Below are 25655 nucleotides of genomic sequence, written 5' to 3'. Positions count from 1 at the left end.
GCGAGCCTGTATTGGGCGATTGATAAAAGACCTTATAGATTATTTACTCGTTCCATCATAATTGGTATCATCAAGTGTCCAATCAATCATCACTTCCTTTATCCAGGCAGTTAAATTCAAATAACACACCTCTACCTCATCATTATTATAAATAATATCATGCTGCCAAAAAACAACAGGGCATGTTCCATCACTAAGTTTTGATAGATCAAAGCAATAGTGATTGCCAAACCCATCTGGCGAAAAGGGAAAAAATTCAAGGGGCATTTTATTGTACACTTCAAAGTGCTCAAATTTATACATCTCATCAAGAGATGAGCCGAGTAGTAATTCATTATCTAATCCGCAAATACCTGTTCCCATTAATGAAATGCCGTTGTGCTTTTTCATTATATATTTAAAATCAAACGGAAATTCAAAGCCAAGCAGTTTCTCAAATAATTCCAGTCGGTTATCGGTTATTCTAGGTCCGAATGAAATTATGTCGTCGGCAAACAATAATAGCTCATCTAAAACCGTATCACATTTTTTGGCAATAATGTTTGTCGTTAATTCCATTTCTCACTTGTGATCTTTTAAATGTCTCTGCTATTTTACGACTTTATTCTCTGTTTTTTTTAAATCAAACCGTCAATATCATAAAAAAGCGGCGAATAACCGGGCACTGTAAGTAAACTAACACAAACTTAAAACGTACCTTTTTTCTTGCATTTCCATTGCAAACAAAGGGGGATTGAATAACGTTCTTTATAGCACATATCAGCCTTTACAACAATGGATAAGCAAGCTCTTAAAGAAACCGCACAAAAACTAATGGCAGGCGATAAAGGTCTGTTGGCTATGGACGAAAGCGTTGCCACCTGCAACAAACGCTTTGCCGAAGCCGGCATTCCGCAAACTATAGAATACCGCCGCAAATACCGCGAATTGATTGTAACCACTCCCAAACTGGGCGAGTGTATTAGCGGGGCTATTTTGTTTGATGAAACCACAAAGCAGTCGGCGGCGGATGGCACTTCGTTTATCGATCTGCTGGTTAAAGGCGGCATCATCCCGGGTATTAAGTTGGATGAAGGTGCCAAAGATCAGCCTGCTTTCCCCGGTGAAAAAATAACCGAAGGACTTGACGGCCTGCGAGAGCGTTTAAAAGATTACGCCGCAGCCGGTTTAAAGTTTGCCAAATGGCGCGCCGTAATTACCATTGCTGCCGATATCCCAACGGATGCCAACATATATGCCAACGCGCATGCGCTTGCCCGTTACGCCGCACTTTGCCAGGAAGCGGGGGTAGTACCCATTGTTGAACCCGAAGTGCTGATGGATGGCGACCATACCATCGAGCGTTGTTTTGAAGTTACCCAGCGTGTGCTGCATATAGTTTTTGAGGTGCTTATAGCCCAGCGTGTTTACCTGGAGGGCATGATATTAAAACCCAATATGGTACTCTCCGGTCTGAATGCAGTGGTGCAAGCTGATGTGGATACGGTGGCTGATGAAACCGTGAAATGCCTATTGCGTTGCGTGCCTGCAGCAGTGCCGGGTGTGGCCTTTCTTTCGGGCGGACAATCGGCGCAGGATGCCAGCGCACATTTAAGCGCCATGCACAGTAAATACAAAAATAAACTGCCCTGGGCGCTTACATTTTCTTTTGCCCGTGCGGTACAGCAGCCGGCTATGGAATACTGGGCTGGGAAGGATGAGAACGTGGCCGTAGCCCAGCAACTTCTTTATAAACGCGCCAGCATCAACAATGCAGCCCGTCGTGGTGAATATTCGCCGGAGTTGGAGAAGGAGTAAGGACTTTTTGGACAAAGGAGCAAGGACTTTTGGAGCAAGGATTAGAATCCACTCTTTTTCTTTTACTCGGGTTTTAGGATGGCATATATATGCTCATCTAAAATTATCCCGTTTTTTATAATGGCGTTCTTTAAAACGGCTTCTTTGGTGAACCCTGCTTTTTCCAGTACCCGCATAGATTTTGGGTTGTTGCCCAACACGCCCGCCTGTATCCGTACAATGGGGAAATTTGCAAACCCATACGCAACAATAAGTTTTATGGCTTGCGGCATGATGCCTTTACCCCAAAGGTGTTCGCTTAACCAATAGCCAAGTAAAGGGGCCTTACTGTAAACATCTTCCCTCAAATCCAAACCTATTACGCCAATAACTTCGTCGTTAATGGTTATGGCGAAATTGGTAACCGGATCCTGGTTCATTTTAAGGCCGATGAAATGGTGCGCTTCGGCCAATGTATAGGGCGATGGAAACCTGTCGAACAGGAAATCAGAAATATTGGTATTGTCGGCATTTTTCTTTAACGATTCGGAATCGTCTGATTTCCAGGTGCGTAGAGTAAATCCGTTTCCGTTTAGTTCCATTTTTTGTAACAATAAAGCTGTTAAAATTAGCAATGATTAGTTAAACTGCTAAATTGCATGGCGTAACTTACAAAACGGCTTAAAATATCCGCATGAAAAAACTATTTACTGCACTATTGCTTACTTGCAGCACCGCCTCGTTTGCCCAAAAACTGGACACACTCACCATCGAAAAAATTATGCGCGATCCAAAATGGATCGGTGTATCACCCTCAAATATCCGCTGGAGTAACGACAGTAAAAATATCTACTTTAACTGGAACCCGGATGTAAGCGCTGCTAACGATCTGTTTACCATTACCCCGACAGATACTAAACCACAAAAGGTAAGCCTTGCAACCCAGCGAGATTTGCCGTCGCCTTATGGCGGCAGCCTCAATAAAAAGCTAACCCAAAAGGTGTTTGAAAAAAATGGCGATATTTTTATTGAAGATCTTAAAACGGGCAAAATTAACCGCCTAACTCATACCGAGCAGCGCGAAGGCAGCCCGGCTTTCAGCGGTGATGAAAGCGAAATAATATACAGCCAGGGCAACAACCTTTTTGCCATGAAGCTTAACGGAAGCGGCTTGCAGCAGCTCACTAACTTTGTAAAATCGGCCGGCGACAGAAAACGCCCTTCCGACGGCAACCAGCAGGATGTTTGGCTTAAAAAGCAGCAGCTTGAACTTTTTGACATTATAAAGGAAGAGAACAAACAAGCGAAACTTGATTCCGCGCAATACGCCGGTTTACAGGTTAAGGGATTAAAAGAATTAGTTTTTGGCGATAAAAGGGTAGCCCGGGTTAAGCTAAGTCCGGATAGCAGGTTTGTAACCTATCTGCTTATTAAAACTGCCGACGATGTAAAAGAGGCCATTGTGCCAAATTACGTTACCGAATCGGGCTATACAGAGGATATTCCAAACCGGTCTAAAGTGGGCCGCGCCTCATCAACTTCAGAAATGTTTGTTTATGACAGGCAGCGCGATACGGTTTATAAGGTTAATACTAAAGACATCCTTGGGATAAAAGACCTGCCCGATTACGTGAAGGATTACCCTAAAGAACTGGCCGAACTTAAGAAAGCCAACGCCGACAGGCAGGTAACTATCGACCCTCCGGTATGGAGCGAAGACGGCAAAAACGCCGTGGTGGTTATCAACTCCCAGGATAATAAAGACCGCTGGATCATGCGCCTTGATGCAGCAAGCGGCAGGCTATCACTGCTTGACCGCCAGCGTGATGAAGCATGGATAGGCGGGCCGGGTATAGATAACGGCGGGGGGAATATTGGCTTTATTGATAATGCCAATATTTATTACCAGAGCGAAGCAAGCGGCTACTCGCACATTTACGTTGTTGATGTAAATACCGGTACCAAAAAACAGCTAACCAGCGGCAAATGGGAAGTGCAAACCCTAAAGCTCTCCAACGATAAAAAAACATTTTACTTTACCGCCAATATCGATCATCCGGGGATAACGCATTTCTACCGCATCCCGGTTAGCGGCGGCAGTCCGGTTAAAATTACAGGCATGAAGGGCGGCAACGAAGTATCACTTTCGCCCGATGAAAAATGGCTGGCTATCCGTTACTCTTACTCCAACAAGCCATGGGAACTGTACGTACAGGCCAACAAGCCGGGTGCAAAAGCGGTTAAAGTTACCACTTCGGTATCTGCCGAATACAATTCATACCCTTGGCGCGATCCGGAGATCATCACCTTTAAAAACCGTTACGGTGCCGATGTATACGCGCGCCTGTATCTTCCTAAAAAAGTAGACCCGGCTAAGCCTGCGGTTGTTTTTGTACATGGTGCCGGTTACCTGCAAAACGTTACCTATTCATGGAGCTATTACTTCCGCGAGTATATGTTTAACAATATGCTGGCCGATAACGGCTATACTGTGCTTGACGTTGACTACACCGCCAGCGCGGGCTACGGCCGGGACTGGCGTACGGGCATTTACCGTCACATGGGCGGCAAAGATTTGACCGACCAGGTGGATGGTGTGAAATATCTTGTTGATAAATATGGTGTAAATCCTAAGCACGTAGGTTTGTACGGCGGCTCATACGGCGGCTTTATTACGCTGATGGCCATGTTTACCGAGCCCGATGTTTTTGCGGCGGGTGGCGCCATCCGTTCCGTTACCGATTGGGCGCATTACAACCACGAGTACACGGCCAATATTTTAAATGAGCCCTTTACCGATGAAAATGCCTATCGTAAAAGTTCGCCGATATATTTTGCCAACGGACTTAAAGGTAACCTGCTGATGCTGCACGGGATGATAGATCAAAACGTGAACTATCAGGATATCATTCGCCTGAGCCAAAAGCTTATTGAGCTGCACAAGGACAACTGGGAGCTGGCATCATACCCGGTAGAAGACCACGCCTTTGAACAACCCAGCAGCTGGGCCGATGAGTATAAACGGATATTTAAACTATTTGAAACAACGCTGAGGAAGCAGTAAAATAAGAACGGCCGGGATATCCCGGCCGTTTCTTGTTTGGTGTTAAATTAAATTTAGCGACTCGCCTTACTGTTGTGGTTCTGATGGGTTTTTTTGCTGTTCAATAAAATTGGCAATCAATTTATTTTCTTTTACCATAAAAAAGCTGATGATGCCTTTTAAGAACGCAAACAATACCCACGGCGATGATGGGTTCTGTTTAAATCCATTGTACGCGTCGCCGTGTTGATAGTAGGCGAAAAGATAATTGAAAAGCAACGGTATGGCATCAACAAATAATACGCCACCCAATATAATTATAGCTATTCTTAAAACGTTTGTTTGATCTATATTTAGTTTGGCGGTTTCTTCATCAAGCCCGTTTTCCAATTTTAATTTTAGGATAACCCAATCTGTTCTAAAAAGAAAATAATAAAGCAATATGATATTAATAACTATTTCGGAAACAAGTACCACTGCGGTGCTTATCAATTGCGTTTTGTCTTGCCCCAAATAAATAATTACGGTTAAAATCTGGGGTAACAAAAATGTAAAATGCCAAATGAGATAAATACCGGTTATTTTTATAATAATGGTCCATAGGTTTTTCGAGGTCATAAGATTTGGTTTTAAGGGGCGTCTAAGTGTTTAAATCTGTTAATTTCTGTTTAATTTTGAATATCACCAAATGAAACCCAAGTTAAATTATGAATAAACTATTTGCGTTGCTTATGCTGCTATGTACGGGCTGTACCATGTACATGCCGCCTGCCAATAAGGTTAGTCTGATGCCCACACCCGATAAACGTTCCATCAAACTATCAGGTATGGATTACCTGGTGCTGCAGGATATCGGTCGGGATTCATCGGGCGCGGCTTGGCAAAGCCTCATGCCGGTTTATAAAATGCCTGCCGATACTGATCTGAAAAACTATCAGCCGGTGCAGCCCGGCACCTATGCTATTAAGGACAGCGCGGTTGTGTTTACGCCCGATACGCCTTTTGCCGCGGGGCAAACCTATTTTTTGCGGTACTATAAATTTGATGCCGCCAGTAAGCCAACCGATTTTATAACCGGCCACAACAAGCTGGGAAGTTTACACTATACCGATTTGATTTTTAAGCAATAAACCGCTCCGGGGCACTTGAAAATCAAAAAATAATATGTATATTTGCAGTCATTAATAAAAGAGGGGGCATTTGTCCCCTCTTTTATTTTATCAATTAAAAATTATTCATCCTGCAAAGGCGGGGAAATATCAGGATAATGAATATTGAAAAAAGAGTAAGACAACTGGTAGAAGAAAAGATAGCCGATAAGCCAAACCTGTTTATAGTGGATATTAAAATGCACTCGAACGGTAAGCTGATTGTGCTTATTGATGGCGATAACGGACTTGGTATTGATGATTGTGTGCAGGTAAGCAGGCATGTCGGCTTCCATCTGGAAGAGGAAAATGTAATTGAAACCGCGTATAACCTTGAAGTATCATCACCGGGGATTGATTTTCCGCTGACGGCGCCAAGGCAATATGCCAAAAACGTAGGGCGCTCACTGGCTATTAAAATGGCCGATGGCACCAAAAGAGAAGGTGTTTTATCGGGATTAACCGAGGATGCCATTATAATTGAAGAAAAAATAAAAGAAAAAGGGAAAAAGGCCGAAACTGTTGAAAGCGTTATCCCTATTGATAAAATAACAGAAACAAAAGTTTTAATATCATTCAAGTAGGAAAATGAGCAATATTAATTTAATTGATTCTTTTCAGGAATTTAAAGATTTCAAGAACATCGATCGTCCAACGATGATGAGCGTGCTGGAAGATGTTTTCAGGAGCATGATCAGGAAAAAATACGGCACAGACGAAAATTGCGACGTAATTGTAAATACCGATAACGGTGACTTAGAAATTTGGCGCACCCGTAAGGTTATGGAAGATGGTTTTAGTGAGGATGATGACCTGGAAGTTGAACTGGCCGAAGCCAAGTTGTTTGATGCCGACCTTGAAGTTGGCGACGAGCAAATTGAGCAGATAACGCTGGAAAGTTTTGGTCGCCGTGCTATTTTAGCGGCACGCCAAACACTGGTTTCAAAAATTCTGGAACTGGAGAAAGACGAGATCTTCAAAAAGTATAAAGATCGCGTGGGCGAAATTGTAACCGGCGAAGTTTACCAGGTTTGGAAAAAAGAAACTTTGGTGTTGGATGATGAAGGCAATGAGCTTTTATTACCAAAAACAGAGCAGATACCGGCAGATTACTTTAAAAAGGGCGATAGCGTAAAAGCGGTTGTTCATAAGGTAGATATGCTGAACAGCAACCCTAAAATTATTATTTCGCGTACAGCGCCAGAGTTTTTACAACGTTTGTTTGAACTTGAAGTACCAGAAATTTTCGACGGATTGATCACTATTAAAAAAATAGTTCGTGAGCCGGGCGAAAGAGCAAAGGTAGCCGTTGAATCATATGATGACCGTATTGACCCGGTTGGTGCCTGCGTAGGTATGAAAGGTTCACGTATCCACGGTATCGTTCGTGAATTGAAGAATGAAAATATCGACGTAATTAACTTTACAAACAATATTCAGCTATATATACAGCGTGCATTATCGCCTGCAAAAATCACTTCTATTAAGTTAGATGATGATAAAAAGACGGCTGCAGTGTATTTAAAGCCCGATCAGGTATCGTTGGCAATTGGCCGCGGCGGTCATAACATTAAACTGGCAGGTAAATTGACAGGATATGAAATAGATGTTTACCGCGAGGCTGATGAGCATGATGAGGATGTGGATATCGAAGAATTTACTGACGAGATCGACAGCTGGATCATCGATGAATTTAAACGTATTGGTTTAGATACAGCGAAATCGGTATTGGCTTTAACAGTAGGAGAATTGGTAAAACGTACAGATTTGGAAGAAGAAACTGTAAAAGAAGTGCTATCAATATTGAATGCTGAGTTTGAATAAGCATAATAACCAAAATTAAAATCGTATTTTTGCGATAATTAGCAGAGAAAACATAATAAATGTCAGAAGACAAATCAATAAAATTAATTAAGGCGGTAAAAGAACTCAACATTGGTATGGGTACCATTGTCGATTTTTTGGCTACAAAAGGCTATAAGGTTGATAAGCAACCTATGGCGAAGCTGGATGGCGACATGTACAATGCACTGTTGAAGGAATTTGCTGTTGACAAAAGTATTAAAGAGGAAGCCAAGCAGATAAGTATTGGAAAGATCAGGAAGGAAGAGACTGCACCGTTTCCTGAGAAGCCTGTAGAAAATCGCCGTTCACGCGATTTTGAAAACGAAGAGATCCTGATCAAGAATACCGGTCATTATGCTTCGCCACAGGCCGAAAAACCAAAACCGGTTGAGCCTGCTGCTCCCGAAAAAACCGAAGAGCGCAATGACGTTTTGCCGGGTGTTAAGGTAATTGGTAAAATTGACCTTAATAACCTGAATGCAAAACCACAGCCAGCGGCCGAAAAGCCTGCTGTTGTTGAAGCGCCAAAAGCCGAAGAGGTTAAAGCACCTGTTGTTGTGGCTCCCGAGCCAAAACCAGAGCCCGTGGCCGAAGCACCGAAACCTGTTGTTGTTGAAACACCAAAGGTTGAGGAGCCAAAAGCACCTGTTGTTGCCGAAGCGCCAAAGGTTGAAGAACCAAAGGCACCGGTTGTAACACCAGCACCGGTACCAACACCCGCGCCTGCTCCTGTTGCTGCGGCACCTGTAACACCACCACCCGCTGCGCCTGTTGAAGAAGCACCGGAGGATGATGTGATACGTGCCAATGCCGAGCGCCTTACCGGCCCCAAAATTATTGGAAAAATACAGTTACCTGTAAATGCGCCTAAGCGTAACCCTGTAGCATCATCATCAAGCGCCAACAGCGCGGCAGATCATAAACGCAAAAGGAAACGTAAAGATAGCCAGGGTAATCCACAGCAAGGTGGTGGCGGTGGTAATCATCCGCACAATCCGCAGCAGGGCCAAAGTACACCTCCTTCGGGCGGTGGTACCATTAACCCTAACCGTCCCGATTTCAGGAACCGTACCAACGGTGCACCAGGAAACGGCGGCCCTCAGCAAGGCGGCGGTAACCGTCCGGACTTTAGAGGTAACCGTAACAATGCACCACAAAGCAGCGGTCCTAAAGAGGAACCATCAGAAAAAGATATCCAGGATCAGATCAAGGCTACACTTGCACGTTTAAGCGGAGCAGGTAAGTCTGGTAAGTTTGCACAGCGTGCTAAATTCCGTCGTCAAAAACGTGATGACGTTGCCGCAACTGCCGAAGAGCTGGCAATGGAGCAGGATGCACAATCAAAAGTGTTAAAAGTTACAGAGTTTGTTACGGCAAACGAGTTAGCATTGATGATGGATGTATCGGTAACACAAATTATCTCAACTTGTATGAGTTTGGGTATGTTTGTGTCTATCAACCAGCGTTTGGATGCCGAAACCCTAAGCATTGTTGCTGATGAGTTTGGCTACCAGGTTGAGTTTGTAAAACCACAGGATGAAGAAGCCAACCTTGACCAACCGGATGATCCGGCTGATCTGGTAGCCCGTGCGCCAATTGTAACCATAATGGGTCACGTGGATCATGGTAAAACTTCATTGCTGGATTTTATCCGCAAAACCAACGTAATAGGCGGCGAAGCCGGGGGTATTACCCAGCACATTGGTGCCTATGAAGTAACGTTGCCAGATAATAAAGGAAAAATAACATTCCTGGATACACCGGGTCACGAGGCGTTTACCGCCATGCGTGCAAGGGGTGCACAGGTAACAGATATTGTAATTATAGTAATTGCTGCCGACGATAGCGTGATGCCGCAAACCCGCGAGGCCATAAACCACGCGCAGGCTGCCGGTGCACCAATCATCTTCGCCTTTAACAAAATAGACAGACCGGGTGCCAATGCGGATAAGATCCGTGAGCAACTATCTGCCATGAATATTTTGGTTGAAGAGTGGGGCGGTAAATACCAGTCGCAGGAAATATCGGCCAAAACCGGTTTAAATGTCGAACTGTTATTAGAAAAAGTATTGCTTGAAGCCGAATTGCTTGAACTTAAAGCTAACCCTAACAAACGTGCCGTAGGTACCGTAATTGAGGCAGCTTTAGATAAAGGCCGCGGTATTGTTACCACTATATTGGTACAGGCGGGCAGGTTAAAAGTGGGTGATCCTATTTTGGCAGGTTGTTACAGCGGTCGTGTTAAGGCATTGACCAATGAGCGCGGCCAAAGGGTTGAATCTGCAGGGCCATCAACGCCGGTACAGGTATTGGGTATGCAGGGCGCACCAACAGCGGGCGATAAATTCAACGCGCTGGAAAGCGAACCGGAAGCACGTGAAATTGCAAACAAACGTTTACAGTTACAACGTGAGCAAGGCTTGCGTACCCAGAAACACATCACTCTTGATGAAATTGGCCGCCGTTTGGCAGTTGGTAACTTTAAGGAACTTAACATTATTGTTAAAGGTGACGTGGATGGATCAATCGAAGCATTGTCAGATTCATTGCTTAAACTATCTACCGAGCAGATACAGGTTAACATTATATCAAAAGCAGTTGGTCAGATCTCCGAATCAGACGTATTGCTGGCATCTGCATCAGATGCAATCATCATCGGTTTCCAGGTTCGTCCGTCAGGCAGTGCCCGTAAATTAGCCGAGGCTGAGCAGATCGATATCAGGTTATACTCTATCATCTACGACGCTATCAACGAGATAAAAGCGGCGATGGAAGGTATGCTTGCACCAACGTTTGAAGAGAAGATTGTTGCGAATGTTGAAATCCGCGAAACCTTCAAAATCAGTAAGGTTGGTACCATTGCAGGTTGTATGGTGCTGGATGGTAAAATTAACCGTAACAGCAAGATCCGCATAGTTCGTGATGGTGTGGTTATTTACACTGGCGAGCTTGCTTCACTGAAACGCTTTAAAGACGATGTTAAGGAAGTATTAACCGGCTACGAGTGCGGTTTAAACATCCAAAACTTTAATAACATTGAAGTTGGCGACATTGTTGAAGCTTACGAAAATGTTGAAGTAAAACGTAAATTGTAATAACACTTACATAAAATATCAAGGGCCGATCCATAAGATCGGCCCTTTTTTTGTTTGCCGTTATTTTTAGGTAAACCGGATAGCTTAGCTTAAATTCCATTACTCCTTCAACAAACCCTCTACCAAAGCTTTCCATTGCGGGCCCGATAAGCCTACACTTGCGGTTAAGGCAATAATGGTATTGCGTATGGTATCAAAAATATTAGTATCCTTAGTGTTTGGCACTTCATTGCGGCCGTGTACCGCGGCGCTTACGTGATTCAGATAGCGTTCAACAATAAAGGTATTGGTGGCGCTATGGTCATAAAAATTGGCTATGGCGGTATCCGGCTTCCGGGGGTTTACCACGGGCCGCACGGTAATGGTAATAAACTCACTTTCGGCATTGGCATCCTCATGTTCTTCTATAGATTCAATCATAACCCAATCAAGCCCGCTGCCTGCAATAGAACCAGGCGCCGGCAGGTCGATATAAAAATAATCATCCTTTTGGGCCATGCGGTACAGCTCATTGCCCTGCGCATCGGTAAGTGAAAATTTTGATGACCCTGGTCCGCTGATTTGGTGCCAGTTGGATATGTCTTTTAAGCGCTCTTTCGCCAGCAGGAAAAGGTTGTGCGCTTTTTGTCGTGTTTCCGCATCGGCAAAGTGAATGAAATCGGTTTGTTCCCCTTTTTGCTGTTCAGGAATATTTTCAAAGGCGTTGGTCATGGCTATGGATTTATTATTTAACAAGTGCTGTAGCAAACAGTTTTAAACCTGCGTAATAATGTATTGATAACCAACGATATTATAAGAAGCTATTGTGCCCTGATTAATACGATAGTGTATTTATTACAATATTTGATTTTTAGGATAAAGTAACGTAAATTCAATTTTTATAACCGAACCTAAATGATGAATAAACTACTTCCCGGTATTTGTTTTATCGTCAGTTTTTTTTGTTGCAGTTATTGTTTGGGGCAGGCAGCCTCCGGCGATAGCACTGCGCAAGCTATGGCGTCTTCACCGGCCGTAGGTTTTTTTAATGCTGCAATTGGTCAGCAGTCGCGTTTATACAATGGCCCCGAATATAACCTCTATGATCCTACTATAAAAGGGAACGCCTATTTTCAGGATATTTATGAATTCAGGCCCGGCGAAGTTGTGTATGATGGCATAGTGTACAACAACGTACCCATGATGTATGATATGAATAAGGATATAGTGGCTGTTTTGCTATATAATAACTTCTCGCGGTTTGCCCTGCTTAACGAGCGTTTACAAAGTTTCGATTTGCTTAACCACCACTTTGTGTATATAACTACAGACTCACTTAATACAAGTTCGCCTATCAGAACAGGATTTTATGACGAGGTGTACAAAGGAAACGTGCAGGCGCTTGTAAAGTGGACAAAGAATATCCAAACCTCGTCAACAGCAACAACTATAGAGGTCTTTTTTACGCAGAATAAATACTATTACCTGAAAAAGGGCAATACCTATTATAGCATAGGCGGGCAAAGCGGACTGCTGAACGTTTTAAAGGATAAGAAAAAAGAACTGCAGCAATACATAAAAGCCAACAAGATAAAGTATAAAGACAATCCGGATAAAGCAATGGCATTAATAGCCGCCCGGTACGACCAATTATAACACCCAAAGCCCTCAAAAAAGGCCTTTAAGCTAAACAATAATTCTGTATGCCGGTAGCCATTTGGCCAATACCACGTACGGAAATAATACATGCCGATGAGAAAAATCTACTTTCTGAGTTTTTGCCTGTTGCTGTTACTAAAGTTTGGCTATGCCCAGCAAACTAAGGTAAAATCAGTTAGTGTAAATTTTCAACAGGTGCGTATTGAACAGTTTGTAACCGATCTGGAAGCTAAAACCGGGTATCATTTTTACTATGACCCCATGCAGTTTGATAGCCTGAAAGTTACGCTGCAAGCCAATAATTTGCCGTTGGATGCCGTACTGGGTATGGCCTTTAAAAATACCGGTTTCAAATACGCCATAACCGGGGGGCAAGTGTTTTTTACAAAAGGCCGCGCCATACAAACCGGACTTGCAGCCGGATATTTTGGCAGCAAAACCGATAACCTGCCGGCAAATACCATACCCCAGCCCATAGCCGATTACGATACCAAAGAGGTAAAAGTACCCGAAGCCACAACCGAAAATAAGCTGTACGAAATAGGCAATAAAACCAATGTGATAGGCCAGGGCAAAGCTACCATATCCGGCTATGTACGTGATAGCAAATCGGGCGAATCAGTAATTGGGGCCAGTATTTATGTTACCAATACCAAAAGCGGCGTAGTTACAGATCAGTTTGGCTATTTCACCATTACCCTGCCAAAGGGCAGGCAGATTTTAAGCGTTCGTGGTTTGGGAATGCGTGATACCCGCCGGCAAATAGTACTTTACTCCGATGGTAAAATGATCATTGAAATGCATGACCAGGTTACCAGTCTTAAGGAGGTAAAAATATCGGCAGAAAAAGTAGCCAATGTAAGGAACGTACAATTAGGCGTAAATCGCTTAGATATAAAAAGCATAAAACAGGTGCCCACCGTATTTGGCGAAGCCGATATACTACGTGTAGTATTAACACTGCCGGGCGTACAATCTGTAGGCGAAGCCACAACCGGTTTTAATGTACGCGGCGGTTCGGCCGACCAAAACCTTATTCTGATGAATGATGCTACCATTTATAATCCATCACATTTCTTTGGGTTCTTCTCGGCATTTAACCCGGATATTGTAAAAGACGTGGAACTGTACAAAAGCAGCATCCCCGAAAAGTTTGGCGGACGTTTATCTTCAGTTTTAGATGTTACTAATCGCGAGGGCAATAAAAAGAAATTTACCGGCTCGGCAGGTATCGGGCTTATCACCAGCAGGCTTAATGTAGAAGGGCCAATTATTTCAGATAAAACATCGTTTTCTCTCGGTGGCCGTACCACTTATTCTGATTGGCTGCTTAAACTTCTGCCCGAAGAGTATAAACACAGTCAGGCCTCATTCTACGATGTTAACCTCGATATAAGCCACCAGATAGACGATAAGAACAACATCTATATAACAACCTACCTCAGCAAAGATAAGTTTAAGCTGAACAGCGATACCGCGTACAGTTACAGCAACCGCAACGCTAATATCAAATGGAAACACAACTTTAATGATAAACTGTTTAGCGTGCTTACCGCCGGGGTAGATCATTATCAATATGATATTGCCAGTTTTGATAATCCTGTAAATGCCTATAAGCTCAATTTTGATATCAACCAAACAAACTTTAAGGCCGATTTTACTTATTACCTCAACCGCAAAAACACCATTAACTTTGGCTTAAACAGTATTTACTATAAACTGCATCCGGGTAATTATGAGCCCAATTCCCCGCAATCATTAGTGCAGCCAGACATTGTACCTGCGCAGCAAGCGCTGGAAAGTGGCATTTACCTGGGCGATAAATATGATTTTACCGACGATCTTTCGGTTAGTGCCGGTGTTAGGTATTCGCTGTATAATTACCTGGGGCCGCAAAATGTTTACAACTATGCACCCAATCTGCCCAAAACGCCATCAAACTTTATTGACAGTACCAACTATGGTAACAACAAATTAATAAAAACATATTCGGGGCCCGAAATAAGGTTGTCGGCAAGGTATAACCTGGGTGATAACCTGTCGCTAAAGGGGGGCTATAATACTTTAAGGCAATACATTCACCTGCTCTCCAATACCACAGCCATAGCCCCAACGGATGTTTGGCAACTGAGCGATCCTAACATTAAACCCCAATACGGCGACCAGGTATCATTAGGAATTTATCATAACCTGCAATCAAACACCATTGAAACCTCTGTTGAGGTTTACTATAAACGGCTTAGAGATTATTTGGATTACCGCAGCGGTGCCAACCTGGTGCTAAATCATCACATCGAAAACGATGTTTTAGGCACCGAGGGCAAAGCTTACGGCGTTGAGTTTTTGATTAAAAAAACAACCGGTAAAGCCAACGGCTGGATAAGCTATACCTACTCGCGCACATTTTTAAGACAAACCGACCCCAACGCGGGCGAACTGATAAACGGCGGCGCTTATTACCCTGCTAACTTTGATAAGCCGCATGACTTTAACTTTATAGGTAATTACAGGTTTTCGCACCGGTTCAGCGTATCGTTAAACGTTACTTATAGCACCGGCAGACCAATAACGTTGCCTGTAGCCAAATACTATTATGCAGGTTCGGAGCGGGTTTATTATTCGGATAGGAACCAGTACCGCATCCCAGATTACTTCCGGTCAGATTTTTCTATGAATATAGAGGGTAACCACAAAGTGCACCAGTTAACACATAACTCGTTCACTATTGGGGTGTATAACCTTACCGGCAGGCAAAATGCTTATTCCACCTATTTTACAACGGGCGCAGGCGTAATAAGTGGGTTTAAGCTCTCCATTTTTGCCAAACCAATACCATTTATTAATTATAACATCAGGTTTTAAAATGAGGAGGGAGGATAAATACATGAAGCGCGAAGGCATACTTGAAAAACAAGGTAAAATGATAATGAAAAATAAATATATATGGTGTGTTATATTGCTAACGGCTACGTACGCGGCTTGTAAAAAACCATATAATCCACCGGTTATCAGCAGTAATAATAATTACCTGGTGGTAGAAGGCGTGATAAATACCGGTAATGATTCAACCATTTTTAAACTAACCCGCACTGTTAATATAGCCGATGCTATAAGTACGGCAGGTGTAGATAATTGTGAAGTTACTGTTGAAAGCGAGGCGGGCAATTCATTTGCCCTGCTGCAGATTGGCAGCGGGAAGTACGCCATAGGCCCCATGAACCTCGATCCCACCAAAAAATATCGGCTGCATATAAAAACGCCCGATGGGAAGGAATACGCATCAGACTATACGGCAAACAAACCAACTCTGCCTATTGATAGCATTGGTTTTATACCCGAGGGAAATAACCTGCGTTTATACGTTAATACGCACGATGTCACTAACAACAGCCGTTATTACCGCTGGGATTTTGCCGAAACCTGGCGTTTTCACACCAAGTTCCAGTCGAATTATATAGTCGATCAGGATTCGAACAAGTTGAGGCAACGAACCAGCGATGAGCAAACATTTTATTGCTTTACAGGTGACGTATCAAGCAATATACTTATTGGTTCATCGGCAAAACTTGGTCAGGATGTGATATATCAGGCACCACTGATCACCATTCCGGCCGAATCGGAAAAAATAGAGTTGCGGTATTCCATTTTAGTAAGACAGTACACGCTAACCAAAGAGGCCTATGCTTTTTGGGAAAACATTAAAAAAAACACAGAGCAATTAGGAAGTATTTTTGACGCGCAGCCATCGCAGCTGATGGGTAATATTCACTGTATAAGTAACCCTGCCGAGCCGGTGATAGGGTACATAAGCGTAACCAACGTACAATCAAAAAGAATATTTATTGATAATAGCCAACTACCCCAAACATGGACTCCGGTATACCCTTTTCAATGCTCGGCAGATACAGCCCTTTTTAAAAATAAGTTAGGTGTGAACGATGTAGAAGTTAACATTATTAAAGGCGGTGCCATTGCCCTTACACAAATAGCGTCAATGCGTGATATTCTTGGTTATACATTTACAAGTATTGATTGCGCTGATTGCCGTATCCGGGGCCGGGTTCAGCCGCCATCCTTCTGGAAAGAAAAATAAAAACAATAAAACAAACCTTGTTTTGGGTATGAGAAAAATAAATGATGTTGCCAAACTTATAGCTTTACCAATTTTGGTACTGCTGGCTTTGCAGGCAAATTGCTTTGCACAGGCAACAGCACAGCTAACCCAAAGCTTTAACCAATACCAGCAGGCAACCGTACAGGAAAAAGTATTTGTACATACCGATAAAAGCACCTACCTGCCCGGCGAAATTTTATGGTTAAAGGTTTATTGTGTTAATGCTGATACCCACAAGCTATTTAATTTAAGCAAGGTAGTTTATGTTGATGTGCTGGATGATGATCACAACACATTGCTACAAGCCAAAATAGCCATGAAAAACGGCTTAGGCAGCGGCTCGTTATACATACCGGTATCTGTAAGTAACGGCAACTATCAGCTGAGAGCCTACACCAATTGGATGAAGAATTTTGGTGCCGATTACTATTTCGAAAAGCAGCTAACCATAATAAACCCGTTGAAATCGCCGGATGTGCTGGTTAAGGAAGCAGCCGCCTATGATGTGCAGTTTTTTCCCGAGGGCGGTAGTTTGGTAGCAGGCATCAGCAGCAAAGTGGCTTTTAAGGTTACTGCTCCCAATGGCAAAGGATTAACTGCATATAGCGGAGCGGTTATAGATCAGCATAATGATACGGTAGCGCGCTTTCGGCCTTTAAGGTATGGGATAGGCAGCTTTGTGTTTACGCCTGTTGCAGGCAATACTTATAAAGCTATTATTAAAACGGGCAGTGGCAGTCCGGTTATTAGCAGCTTGCCCACAGTTAGCAGCAGCGGTTTTGTAATGCAGTTAAAAGATAATGGCGGCCAGCTCAGTATCACCGTAAATAGTAACAACGCAAACGCCGGCGAGGTTTATTTATTAGCACATACAGAGCAAACGGTTACGGCAGCATTAAGCGCTGTTATTAGCGGCGGCCCGGCAAGCTTCACTATGGACAAAAATAAATTGGGCGAGGGTGTATCGCACATCACGATTTTTAACAACGCCCGGCAGCCGGTTTGCGAACGTTTGTATTTTAAACGGCCAAAGCAGCAGCTTTTAATTGAAGGGAGTGCAGATCAGCCCCAATACAGTACCCGTAAAAAAGTGAGCGTTAATGTTGCCGCAACGAACCCTGCGGGTAAGCTAACGCCCGCAAACCTCTCCATGTCGGTTTACCGGGTTGATTCTTTGCAGCAAACAGATACCGGGGATATTTATAGCTACTTATGGCTGCGGTCGGATTTGCGGGGCGCTATAGAAGATGCTGCCTACTACTTTAAAAACACCGGTTCCGAAGCCGATGAAGCGCTGGATAATCTCATGCTATCGCAAGGGTGGCGCAGGTTTCTGTGGAGCAACGTGCTCAGTAATGGAAAACCCGCGTTTAACTTTTTACCCGAGTATAATGATCATCTAATTACCGCAAAAATAGTTAATACCACCACCGGCAGCGCCGCAAAGGATATCGTGGCCTATTTGAGTGTTCCCGGCAAAAGGGTGCAGCTGTATACCGCCAAAAGCGATTCATTGGGCCGTTTGATATTTAACACCAAAGAACTGTTTGGTCCGGGCGAAATTGTGGCTCAAACCAATACCGAACGCGATACAGGTTACCGTATTGATGTTTTAAATTCGTTTTCGGAACAATACTCAAAATACACCGAACCCAAACTAATACTTACCCCCGGTATGCAAAAAGGTCTGGAAGAACGCAGCCTGGGCACGCAGGTACAAAATATGTATGCCGGTAATAAAATAAAGCGTTTTTATGATGGCGGGGTTGATAGCGCCGGTTTTTACGGCAAGCCCTATAAAACCTATTTGTTAGATAACTATACCCGCTTTACTACCATGGAAGAGGTGCTGCGCGAATACATTAGGGAGGTAAACGTAACACGATCGCAAAAAAGGTTTCACATAAAGGTATTGAATGAGAGGGGATTTTTAGAAGGCGACCCGCTGGTGCTGCTTGATGATGTGCCCGTATTTAACATAGATAAGGTTTTGGCCATAGATCCGCTAAAGGTTAAAAAACTGGAAGTGATTAGGGACCGGTATTTTTACGGCGCATCAGTATCGGAAGGAATCCTGAGCTTCACCACCTACAAAGGCGATCTCGGCGGTGTTGAAATGGATCCGCATGCAGTAATACTTGATTACGAAGGGATGCAACTGCAGAGGGAGTTTTATTCGCCCCTATATGATACCGATGCTGCAGAAAAAAGCCGGGTGCCGGATTTCAGAAATCTGTTGTTTTGGGCGCCTAACATCAATACAGGCGATACAAACAAGAGCCAATTGTCGTTCTATACCTCCGACCAAACCGGCAAATACATAGGTTTAGTACAAGGAATAGACGCCGATGGCCATGCCGGTAGCCAATATTTTACCTTTGAGGTGAAATAAAAAAAATATTTTTTAAAACAGTAAAAAACGACGTTTTGCGCTTTTGTTAATCAATCTGCTTTGATTTAGAGAGGGTTATGAAGCCTGAAAAAGCATAAAAAATGCCTTAAAAAACAATTTAAACACACAAAAAGCATATTTAAACAAGAATTTTAAAAAAGAACTTGTGTAAACCAAAATGGTGCGTATATTTGCAAACCCAAACGGAGTGGTAGTTCAGCTGGTTAGAATACATGCCTGTCACGCATGGGGTCGCGGGTTCGAATCCCGTCCATTCCGCTGAGCGGGGGTTCTTCATAGAGCCCCCGCTTTTTTGTATAATCTAACAAATGCAACTCTCTCATTTTATGTGAGTTATGGGATAGTAACTCTACCATTGTCGGGGTTCGATACATACCCCCTTGGTAGTAGAGATTTTGCTCGAACCCCAGCCTTACAAGCTCTTGTTTTTCTAAAGCGCTGGTTTTAATAAAGATAAATTCAAGGTCTGACAGCTTTTCCAGGTTGTTTTTAACGATCCTGTATGTTTTGTCCTGGTTACCGCTTAGGCGCTCTATTGAGCCTTTTAATGCGATCCTATTGTTGTTGATGGTAGAGAACCATCTTTCATAGGTATCGTGTGTTATTTGGTTGGAAATCCACTTTTCTTCGATTGAGAAGAGCTTTGCTTCCTCAGCCTCAAGTTCCTTTTTCTTCTCGGCAACAAGACGTTTATCTTCCACCATTTTGTTTTCAAAGATTTGATCGGAATTGCCTTTGATCAACCTGAGGGCCTTGTCCGGTAAACTCATGAGCGCGAATACCTGCTGTAGCTGGTCATGCGCCCGAATGGCACTTAAATTCAGATGCCTGGTTTTATCGCATTTGTAATAATAATAATATTTGCCAAGCTTGCCCCTGGACGGTGCGCCTGTCAGAATTTTGCCGCACTCACATTTTAATACCCCTCTTAGTGGCATTTCTTCGCTTACAACCACCTTTTCTTTCTCAGGCTTCTTTAGCTTTCGCTGCGCCTGTTCCCAAGTAGCAATGTCTACTATTGGTTCGTGCATGGCTGGAAATATACCGCCAGGGTAGTTTTTGAATGGTTCCACATATTGCATACCGGCATAGAGCGGATAGCTTAAAATACGCTGGATTGCTACATTACCTGATCGTCTAAAACCCTTTTCTCTTGCTTGCTCGGCAATAATGTAAAGCGGGATATCTCGAAGATAAGAGTCGAATATAAACCGAACTATGGCGGCTTCAGCTTCATTAATTACAAGCTTTCTGTCCTTACGCTCTCCCTCTTTGTAATAACCAAAAGGAGGATTTTTATAGATATACCTACCTTCTTTCGCTTTTGCGGTATAAATGCCGCCGCGCACTTTAATACTTCGGTTGATGTTATCTTCTTCTGCCAGCAGCAATTGTAGTCCTGCCCGGAAGAAGCTACCCGGAGTGTCGTAATCGAAAGTAATACCTTCAGTAACACTTACTATTTGTATGCTGTAAGTCTGCTGTAGCTTCTTAACGTACCCCATTGCCTCGCTAGCGTTCCTGCTGAAGCGATCCAATTGGTCGACAATAAGGTAGTCTACTTTTTTATGGTGCTTGGCAATAAAGTCCTGAAGCTTCTTAAAATCGGGGCGGTCAAATGTTTTTGCGCTGTAGCCCCTGTCGATAAATGTATCTACTAGGTCGACTTCATTATTCCTGATCCACTGCCCTGTATATAATTCCTGTCTCTCAATTGACCCGTTACTCTGTTTCCTGTCACTAAAGCGTAGGTATCTAATTGCCTTTTTCATAACTCTCTCTTATTGAAATATTAACGATTATCTCTGCTATCAAATTTAGCAATTTTAACTCTTGGACTGAAAAATCTCCCTCACTATTATTTGTTTTATTTTGTTGTATATCAGTTGATTCAATTTTATTTTCCATTGTAATCCACCTTTCTGATAATCTTGGGAAATTTTACTTGAGGACTTTCGTTTATGTTTATATTATAGATTTCTATCATAGTTTTTTTCATAGTACTTACTTAAAAGAAAAGGCCAACACGTAGTTGAATTGGCCTTTGATGTATTATAGACTTGAATTTTTTGAATAGCTTTTCTCTATTCCTTTGTTATATCCCTATTGCTGGTTCATCAATAGATTGTGTTTATTCGTTGAACTATTTTAATACTTTATTTATATGCTATTTTTAATTTTATTGAAACCCTATGATGCGTATTTCAGTGAAATTGACCCCTCTGGTTGGCCCCGTTTCATTTGATAACTCGGATTTTTCTTTATCTATCATTGGTTGAAGCTGTTTAAAATTGTAACCGAAAAGACCCGACGGGTCAGATCGGTTTTTATAAATATTAATCGTTGAATTGCTACGGTCCCAAAAAGGACGGGCGGAAGATATAACCCGCAGATAATGAGGAACTTTGCACAGGTTTTCGTAAATTTGGGATACAATCTTCCCACTGTTTATTATGAAAACGTTCGTGATTTTTTGTTTTATCTGTGTTGTGAGTACCGGCGCTCTGCTGGCAGGCATCGACATGAAAAATTCCGGCTTCGGTATTCCCATTGCTGCGACAGTGTGGTTGGTCTTTGTTTTATACGTTGCTGCCAGGCGTAAAAGGAACAGGATAAAAAAAGAGCGTGAGCAGCTATTTAATGAGTGGTTTGGTCAACAATACCGCAGACGTTCATTCTGATTTTTTCTTTTACCGTACCAGTACCTTTTCATATCGCCTTGAGCTGTTCTCCTATCGGGTAGTTTGCCGTCAACATCTCTGTTTTGATTTTTGGGTTTCCTGCTTTTGCATTTACCGAGACCTTTGAATTGATCGACCATTTGTGCCAGGCATTATCCTTGGTATATTTTTCCAGTAATGGTGATGGATAGGAAGACAGCAGGAATTTGCCTTTGATCTTGCTGAGCAGGTACAACAGGCTTTCGTAGTCCTGTTCACTATAGCCATCATAATGCCCGCAATCGGAATTGTAGTAAGGTGGGTCGCAGTAAAAGAAGCTGGTAGGCGTATCCCGGCTGGTGATCACGTAGAGTGCGTCGGCGCATTCCAATTGACAGTTCTGTAACCTGACGGCCAGCTGTTCGGTGAAGCCATCCTTTTTGCTGTTTATCTTTTTGGTGGTCGTGTTGGTGCTGATATCAAAGCCCCAGGAATTGTCCAGCTGGCCGCTAAAGCCCTGTGTGCTGAGTATCCATACCGCCCAGGCCCGCTTGATCTCGGAGAACATGTCCGGGTTGTTGTAAACTACCGAAGCCTTGCGGTGCAGATCCCGGCTGTGCAGGCTGATGCGTATTTCTTTTTCCAGGCTGACAAAATCCTCTTTGACGATCCGGTAGAAATTGATCAGCTCCCGGTTGGTGTCGTTGATGACCTCCACTTTCGAGGCTTTCTTTGCAAAGAATACTGCTGCGCCCCCAATAAAAGGTTCGCAGTACAAGGTATGCTTCGGTATCAGCGAAACGATACTGGCGGCAAGCTTCTGCTTGCCGCCGTAATAGCTGATCGGCGTTTTTAATCGTACTTTTCTCATAATATTGTTATAGGTTTATGCTGTCCGATAAGGTCTATCGACCCAATCGCCTTGCAGGTGACGCACTTTGTTCGGGTTGTTTTGCCTGGTCATTGAGCACCACGGCACGTTTGCCCAAAAGCTGGTTAAGGATAGCCCGTTCATAGTTGTTGAAAGCGCCGCGCTCCGCCTGCTCCTGCACTGCCGTTTCCAGCAGTTCAAGATCATTTGGTGCTATTGCCTTTGCGATCTGGCCGCGCAGGATGGCGGCTGGCTTGCTGAGCTTTTCGTTCTGCATGCAGGTATATTCGTATTTGACCTTTGCCCTCTCATTGGGAAGCCGGTAGGCCAGCTTGTAGTTGACATCGAACAGCTCGGCGATTTCGATCAGATCCTTGATCGGCGGCACCCACCTGGATTCAAAATGCACCGAGTCGTCATCGACGAGGATGGCTTCAAATGGCGGCGAGTCATAACCCATATCCATGAAGTATTCCAAAGCGTCGGGCTGGTTGTCACCGATGAAGGTGACCGTGTTAGAGCAATAGTCAGCCATTGCCGCCCCCTTTCCATTGCAGGAGGCAACCGGGTAAGTTGCAGTTCATAAGTTGGGGTTAGAAGGTTAAGAAATGATTTAAAACAGTCGCAGCTGGTGAGTAGGTGCCGGTGGCTGGTAGCCTTGTTCACGCGCCAGTCCCTCGGCAATATTAATCACTAGTTCCTGGATGGATTTAAACATACAATAATGCAGTGCCTCGGTGTGGAAGAAGTGCGACCGGTAGCCGGTTTCGCTTATAATAGCAGATTCCGCCCGGTATTCAATGTGGCTTACCAGCGGATCGGCCTGATCATCGATGCGTTTTTCGGGGTAGTAAAAGGCATATTTTACGCTTACCGGATGCCCGTACACCTCAATATTGAGCTCTGTATTCTGCTTAAATTGTTCAGGTATCATAAGGGTAAATGAATTGTTTGAAACTTTCCAGCCCGCTTGGAGGCTTGTGCGTACGGAAGCCCAGGCGCAGGCCGCATTCCTGCTGAAAGCGGTGGAATGAAAAACTATGCTCGGGGATTTCAAAAGACCCGCCGTGCCAGCGCCAGCGAACCTGTCCACCAGCTAGGGAAAATCGCACGTCCTTGCTTTTGTGCCACATGGCGGTCTTGCAGTCGGTTATAGCACCAAGCAGATCCCCTCCGAAAACAAGGTGCAGTTTCGAGTGGGGGTAGGTCGCAGCCAGCCAGCTGAGCTGCTGTGCTTCCGGCAAAAGACCCAATGCCGCAAAAGCATTGGAAGCAGCCTGTTCCAGCAAGGCAGGCCGCAGGCCGCAAAAACTGATGGCCTCGGCAGCGGAATGGAAAAGGAAGAGGTGCCGTACCATTCCAGGCACGGCACTTCCAGAAATCCACAGCCCCGGCCCGGATGGTATGGCATTGCGGCCATTACTCCAATATTCACGGGCAACCGCCCGGCCGTTATGCAGGTAGTCGAAGACCAGGCACCCATTTTCATTCTTAAAATAAGGCGTGAAATAATCCGGCACCGGCCCAGGTAGCTCGTGCGGCATTACCTGGATGATCCCCTGCTATAACCGCGCTTGTGGTTTTCGTCGGCAAGCTGCTGGGCCTGGAGCTCACCCGTGCTTCGCTGGTGACGCTGCATATCTTCCAAAGCCTCCTTGTAGCCCTTGGTATAGGCTTCTTTTTGCGGGGTATTCGCACCGATCAGATTGCGGATGCCGGTGATCAGCAGGTAAGAGATACCGCCATCCAAAAGCACAGAAAGTACAAGCGCTTTGCGGTCGGACAGGATTCCCTTGGAGACGCTTGCGCGGTGCTGGAACCTGGTACCGTCGGAAAGGGTGACCAGGTCACCGTTCCTGAAATCCTCCTTTTGCTTATCGGTTAGCTTTTCCCCATTGACCTTTTCCGGCGCTTTGACCTGCTCGGGCCGATAGGATACAAATTCCTTGGTTTCGGGATCGTACTCGATCACATAGGTCGCCGATTTGCCAGGCGGGTTACCATAGACCTTCCGAATACTGGCCAGCCCCTTTTCCGAAAGCACAGCGGCCTCATGCTCATTCAATTGTGGATGCGGCTGTGCATCCTTGTAAATGGGATGCGCTTTTACCACCACGATCCCGTCGGGCGATCTGTCAAGGGACAGTTTGGCATCAAGCCTTTCAATGACAAAGCCATCGGCCTGCAAGTTGCTAAGCCCGATCAGTTCCGTTCGCCTGCCCGAGAGCAGGGCCTGCACGGCATCGGGTTCCAGCAGGATCTTACCATCCCTAAATAATCCCAGCTTTTGCAGGTCAGCGACCGGCAGTTCTTCTTCTACAAAAATTGTTTCCATAATGTGGCTTAATAAAGGTTATCGTCTGATGCCGTAGGTGGCTGAATAATTCTGTTCGGGTTCTTCCCCGACTATTTGTTCCTGATGGGCCTGCGGAGCGGTACCGTTTTTCGCGGCAAGCAGGGAACTGTACAGCCCGTCCTTTCGGGACAGGGTAAACTGGTTGCCGGTACCTGTATCTTCGATGCGGAGCCTGCCCTGCTTGATGTGGCTGAGGACTTTGTACACCGAATCGTTGTAGGCGATCTCATCGCCGATGGACAGGTGCTTAGCATCGGCAACGGTCTTACCTTGAGCCTCCACTTGGACTGCGGCTTCAGTTTTAAGGTCACGCTTGCGCTCGATATCCATCAGATAAGAAAATATCTTCTCCGCATCGGCGGCGGCCGAGTGGATCTCAAATGGGGTATCGGTCAGGATCTGCACCCAGTTGTCGACATAGGCGGCATGCTGGCCCGGATCGTGGCCGATCTTGAATTCCTGGCCGATCAGCATTGAGGCAATTTCTGCGCGGAGTTCCTCCCTGGCATAATCAGGAGTTCCAAAATGGTTCATGACACTCCTGTCGAGCCTGGTGGGGTGGCCGGTGGCATGCCCCTTATGCCGATATCGGCATAAAGGTCATAATGCCGCGTGAATGATTATGCCGCACCGGATAGACTGGCTGGTTATTTAGGCCACTTTCCGGTGCGGTCATACGGCATAACTTATAAGTTT

Annotated in this window: 21 protein-coding genes, 1 tRNA gene and 2 pseudogenes; 12 read left to right on the top strand and 12 right to left on the bottom strand. The window is 44.4% G+C overall.

Annotated features, from left to right (window positions below; all coding sequences use genetic code 11):
- Positions 1-39 precede the first annotated feature (39 nt).
- Positions 40-558 carry an SMI1/KNR4 family protein gene (locus BLS59_RS10575; RefSeq protein WP_091148879.1) on the bottom strand — a complete coding sequence of 173 codons (519 nt, stop codon included), beginning with the start codon at positions 556-558 and terminating at the stop codon, positions 40-42.
- A 216-nt stretch (positions 559-774) separates the two neighbouring features.
- On the opposite strand from BLS59_RS10575, the gene BLS59_RS10570 reads away from it, so the two are divergent.
- Positions 775-1797, top strand: a complete 1023-nt coding sequence (locus tag BLS59_RS10570; RefSeq protein ID WP_091148876.1) for a class I fructose-bisphosphate aldolase — start codon at positions 775-777, stop codon at positions 1795-1797.
- A 62-nt stretch (positions 1798-1859) separates the two neighbouring features.
- On the opposite strand, the gene BLS59_RS10565 is transcribed toward BLS59_RS10570, so the two are convergent.
- A complete protein-coding gene (locus tag BLS59_RS10565; protein ID WP_091148874.1) occupies positions 1860-2378 on the bottom strand; it encodes a GNAT family N-acetyltransferase in 519 nt (172 codons plus the stop codon).
- 92 nt (positions 2379-2470) lie between these two features.
- On the opposite strand from BLS59_RS10565, the gene BLS59_RS10560 reads away from it, so the two are divergent.
- Positions 2471-4840 (top strand): prolyl oligopeptidase family serine peptidase, encoded by a 2370-nt coding sequence (locus BLS59_RS10560; RefSeq protein ID WP_091148869.1) that lies wholly within the window; start codon positions 2471-2473, stop codon positions 4838-4840.
- Positions 4841-4906: 66 nt separating this feature from the next.
- Here BLS59_RS10560 and BLS59_RS10555 read toward each other — a convergent pair whose 3' ends face one another.
- Positions 4907-5437: a hypothetical protein gene (locus BLS59_RS10555; RefSeq protein ID WP_091148867.1), complete on the bottom strand. Its 531-nt coding sequence runs from the start codon at positions 5435-5437 to the stop codon at positions 4907-4909.
- A gap of 89 nt (positions 5438-5526) precedes the next feature.
- Between BLS59_RS10555 and BLS59_RS10550 the strand changes: the two genes are divergently transcribed.
- The 4 genes from BLS59_RS10550 (at position 5527) to infB (ending at position 10907) form a co-directional block, all read left to right on the top strand.
- Positions 5527-5949, top strand: a complete 423-nt coding sequence (locus tag BLS59_RS10550; protein ID WP_091148864.1) for a hypothetical protein — start codon at positions 5527-5529, stop codon at positions 5947-5949.
- A gap of 137 nt (positions 5950-6086) precedes the next feature.
- The gene (rimP, locus tag BLS59_RS10545) at positions 6087-6551 is read left to right on the top strand and encodes a ribosome assembly cofactor RimP (protein ID WP_091148861.1); all 465 of its coding nucleotides are present in this window, start codon (positions 6087-6089) and stop codon (positions 6549-6551) included.
- A 4-nt stretch (positions 6552-6555) separates the two neighbouring features.
- Positions 6556-7791, top strand: coding sequence for a transcription termination factor NusA (gene nusA, locus BLS59_RS10540; RefSeq protein WP_091148859.1), 1236 nt, complete (start codon positions 6556-6558; stop codon positions 7789-7791).
- 59 nt (positions 7792-7850) lie between these two features.
- Complete coding sequence (infB, locus tag BLS59_RS10535) at positions 7851-10907, top strand: translation initiation factor IF-2 (RefSeq protein WP_091148856.1); 3057 nt, start codon at positions 7851-7853, stop codon at positions 10905-10907.
- Positions 10908-11006: 99 nt separating this feature from the next.
- On the opposite strand, the gene BLS59_RS10530 is transcribed toward infB, so the two are convergent.
- A complete protein-coding gene (locus tag BLS59_RS10530; protein ID WP_091148853.1) occupies positions 11007-11618 on the bottom strand; it encodes a hypothetical protein in 612 nt (203 codons plus the stop codon).
- A 183-nt stretch (positions 11619-11801) separates the two neighbouring features.
- On the opposite strand from BLS59_RS10530, the gene BLS59_RS10525 reads away from it, so the two are divergent.
- From BLS59_RS10525 to BLS59_RS10505, 5 genes are all read left to right on the top strand, one after another.
- Positions 11802-12542 (top strand): hypothetical protein, encoded by a 741-nt coding sequence (locus BLS59_RS10525; protein ID WP_143014099.1) that lies wholly within the window; start codon positions 11802-11804, stop codon positions 12540-12542.
- A 96-nt stretch (positions 12543-12638) separates the two neighbouring features.
- Positions 12639-15407 (top strand): TonB-dependent receptor, encoded by a 2769-nt coding sequence (locus BLS59_RS10520; RefSeq protein WP_091148848.1) that lies wholly within the window; start codon positions 12639-12641, stop codon positions 15405-15407.
- A gap of 1 nt (position 15408) precedes the next feature.
- Positions 15409-16638: a DUF4249 domain-containing protein gene (locus tag BLS59_RS10515; protein ID WP_091148845.1), complete on the top strand. Its 1230-nt coding sequence runs from the start codon at positions 15409-15411 to the stop codon at positions 16636-16638.
- A 28-nt stretch (positions 16639-16666) separates the two neighbouring features.
- A complete protein-coding gene (locus BLS59_RS10510; protein ID WP_143014098.1) occupies positions 16667-19051 on the top strand; it encodes a hypothetical protein in 2385 nt (794 codons plus the stop codon).
- A 205-nt stretch (positions 19052-19256) separates the two neighbouring features.
- Positions 19257-19330, top strand: a tRNA-Asp gene (locus BLS59_RS10505).
- A gap of 725 nt (positions 19331-20055) precedes the next feature.
- Here the strand turns inward: BLS59_RS10505 and BLS59_RS32690 are convergent.
- Both BLS59_RS32690 and BLS59_RS31580 read right to left on the bottom strand, forming a co-directional pair.
- Positions 20056-20844 (bottom strand): annotated as a pseudogene (locus BLS59_RS32690) (recombinase family protein); the annotation flags it as partial.
- Positions 20828-20980: a hypothetical protein gene (locus tag BLS59_RS31580; protein WP_162842609.1), complete on the bottom strand. Its 153-nt coding sequence runs from the start codon at positions 20978-20980 to the stop codon at positions 20828-20830. The gene BLS59_RS31580 and the pseudogene BLS59_RS32690, both read right to left, overlap by 17 nt.
- Before the next feature lie 545 nt (positions 20981-21525).
- Between BLS59_RS31580 and BLS59_RS31205 the strand changes: the two genes are divergently transcribed.
- Positions 21526-21753: a hypothetical protein gene (locus BLS59_RS31205; RefSeq protein ID WP_143014097.1), complete on the top strand. Its 228-nt coding sequence runs from the start codon at positions 21526-21528 to the stop codon at positions 21751-21753.
- 28 nt (positions 21754-21781) lie between these two features.
- Here the strand turns inward: BLS59_RS31205 and BLS59_RS10490 are convergent, their stop codons facing one another.
- From BLS59_RS10490 to BLS59_RS31575, 6 genes and pseudogenes are all read right to left on the bottom strand, one after another.
- The gene (locus tag BLS59_RS10490; protein WP_091148840.1) at positions 21782-22603 is read right to left on the bottom strand and encodes a DNA adenine methylase; all 822 of its coding nucleotides are present in this window, start codon (positions 22601-22603) and stop codon (positions 21782-21784) included.
- 34 nt (positions 22604-22637) lie between these two features.
- Complete coding sequence (locus tag BLS59_RS10485) at positions 22638-23138, bottom strand: hypothetical protein (RefSeq protein WP_143014096.1); 501 nt, start codon at positions 23136-23138, stop codon at positions 22638-22640.
- Between the two features lie 78 nt (positions 23139-23216).
- Entirely contained in the window at positions 23217-23537 is a 321-nt protein-coding gene (locus BLS59_RS10480) for a hypothetical protein (protein ID WP_091148834.1), read from the bottom strand.
- On the bottom strand, positions 23527-24147 hold the full coding sequence (locus BLS59_RS10475) for a hypothetical protein (RefSeq protein ID WP_091148832.1): 621 nt from the start codon (positions 24145-24147) through the stop codon (positions 23527-23529). The genes BLS59_RS10480 and BLS59_RS10475 overlap by 11 nt, the downstream gene beginning before the upstream one ends.
- Positions 24147-24938 carry a DUF4099 domain-containing protein gene (locus BLS59_RS10470; protein ID WP_091148830.1) on the bottom strand — a complete coding sequence of 264 codons (792 nt, stop codon included), beginning with the start codon at positions 24936-24938 and terminating at the stop codon, positions 24147-24149. Before BLS59_RS10470 ends, BLS59_RS10475 begins: the two co-directional genes overlap by 1 nt.
- Before the next feature lie 18 nt (positions 24939-24956).
- A pseudogene (locus BLS59_RS31575) lies at positions 24957-25523 on the bottom strand (zincin-like metallopeptidase domain-containing protein); the annotation flags it as partial.
- Positions 25524-25655: the final 132 nt, after the last annotated feature.

Source organism: Mucilaginibacter pineti, from assembly GCF_900101875.1.
Taxonomy (GTDB): domain Bacteria; phylum Bacteroidota; class Bacteroidia; order Sphingobacteriales; family Sphingobacteriaceae; genus Mucilaginibacter; species Mucilaginibacter pineti.
The sequence above is the reverse complement of the archived record's forward strand: the minus strand, read 5'-3'. Positions and strand labels throughout refer to the sequence as shown.

Bases quoted from the DNA above. Each gene is read 5' to 3' on its own strand.
- BLS59_RS10475 (WP_091148832.1), bottom strand. From the start codon at position 24,147: ATGCCGCACGAGCTACCTGGGCCGGTGCCGGATTATTTCACGCCTTAT.
- BLS59_RS10565 (WP_091148874.1), bottom strand. From the start codon at position 2,378: ATGGAACTAAACGGAAACGGATTTACTCTACGCACCTGGAAATCAGAC.
- BLS59_RS10530 (WP_091148853.1), bottom strand. From the start codon at position 11,618: ATGACCAACGCCTTTGAAAATATTCCTGAACAGCAAAAAGGGGAACAA.
- BLS59_RS10570 (WP_091148876.1), top strand. From the start codon at position 775: ATGGATAAGCAAGCTCTTAAAGAAACCGCACAAAAACTAATGGCAGGC.
- BLS59_RS10550 (WP_091148864.1), top strand. From the start codon at position 5,527: ATGAATAAACTATTTGCGTTGCTTATGCTGCTATGTACGGGCTGTACC.
- infB (WP_091148856.1), top strand. From the start codon at position 7,851: ATGTCAGAAGACAAATCAATAAAATTAATTAAGGCGGTAAAAGAACTC.
- BLS59_RS10490 (WP_091148840.1), bottom strand. From the start codon at position 22,603: ATGAGAAAAGTACGATTAAAAACGCCGATCAGCTATTACGGCGGCAAG.
- BLS59_RS31580 (WP_162842609.1), bottom strand. From the start codon at position 20,980: ATGGAAAATAAAATTGAATCAACTGATATACAACAAAATAAAACAAAT.
- BLS59_RS10510 (WP_143014098.1), top strand. From the start codon at position 16,667: ATGAGAAAAATAAATGATGTTGCCAAACTTATAGCTTTACCAATTTTG.
- BLS59_RS31205 (WP_143014097.1), top strand. From the start codon at position 21,526: ATGAAAACGTTCGTGATTTTTTGTTTTATCTGTGTTGTGAGTACCGGC.
- BLS59_RS10555 (WP_091148867.1), bottom strand. From the start codon at position 5,437: ATGACCTCGAAAAACCTATGGACCATTATTATAAAAATAACCGGTATT.
- BLS59_RS10480 (WP_091148834.1), bottom strand. From the start codon at position 23,537: ATGATACCTGAACAATTTAAGCAGAATACAGAGCTCAATATTGAGGTG.
- BLS59_RS10525 (WP_143014099.1), top strand. From the start codon at position 11,802: ATGATGAATAAACTACTTCCCGGTATTTGTTTTATCGTCAGTTTTTTT.
- BLS59_RS10520 (WP_091148848.1), top strand. From the start codon at position 12,639: ATGAGAAAAATCTACTTTCTGAGTTTTTGCCTGTTGCTGTTACTAAAG.
- nusA (WP_091148859.1), top strand. From the start codon at position 6,556: ATGAGCAATATTAATTTAATTGATTCTTTTCAGGAATTTAAAGATTTC.
- BLS59_RS10575 (WP_091148879.1), bottom strand. From the start codon at position 558: ATGGAATTAACGACAAACATTATTGCCAAAAAATGTGATACGGTTTTA.
- BLS59_RS10515 (WP_091148845.1), top strand. From the start codon at position 15,409: ATGAGGAGGGAGGATAAATACATGAAGCGCGAAGGCATACTTGAAAAA.
- BLS59_RS10485 (WP_143014096.1), bottom strand. From the start codon at position 23,138: ATGGCTGACTATTGCTCTAACACGGTCACCTTCATCGGTGACAACCAG.
- BLS59_RS10470 (WP_091148830.1), bottom strand. From the start codon at position 24,938: ATGGAAACAATTTTTGTAGAAGAAGAACTGCCGGTCGCTGACCTGCAA.
- BLS59_RS10560 (WP_091148869.1), top strand. From the start codon at position 2,471: ATGAAAAAACTATTTACTGCACTATTGCTTACTTGCAGCACCGCCTCG.
- rimP (WP_091148861.1), top strand. From the start codon at position 6,087: ATGAATATTGAAAAAAGAGTAAGACAACTGGTAGAAGAAAAGATAGCC.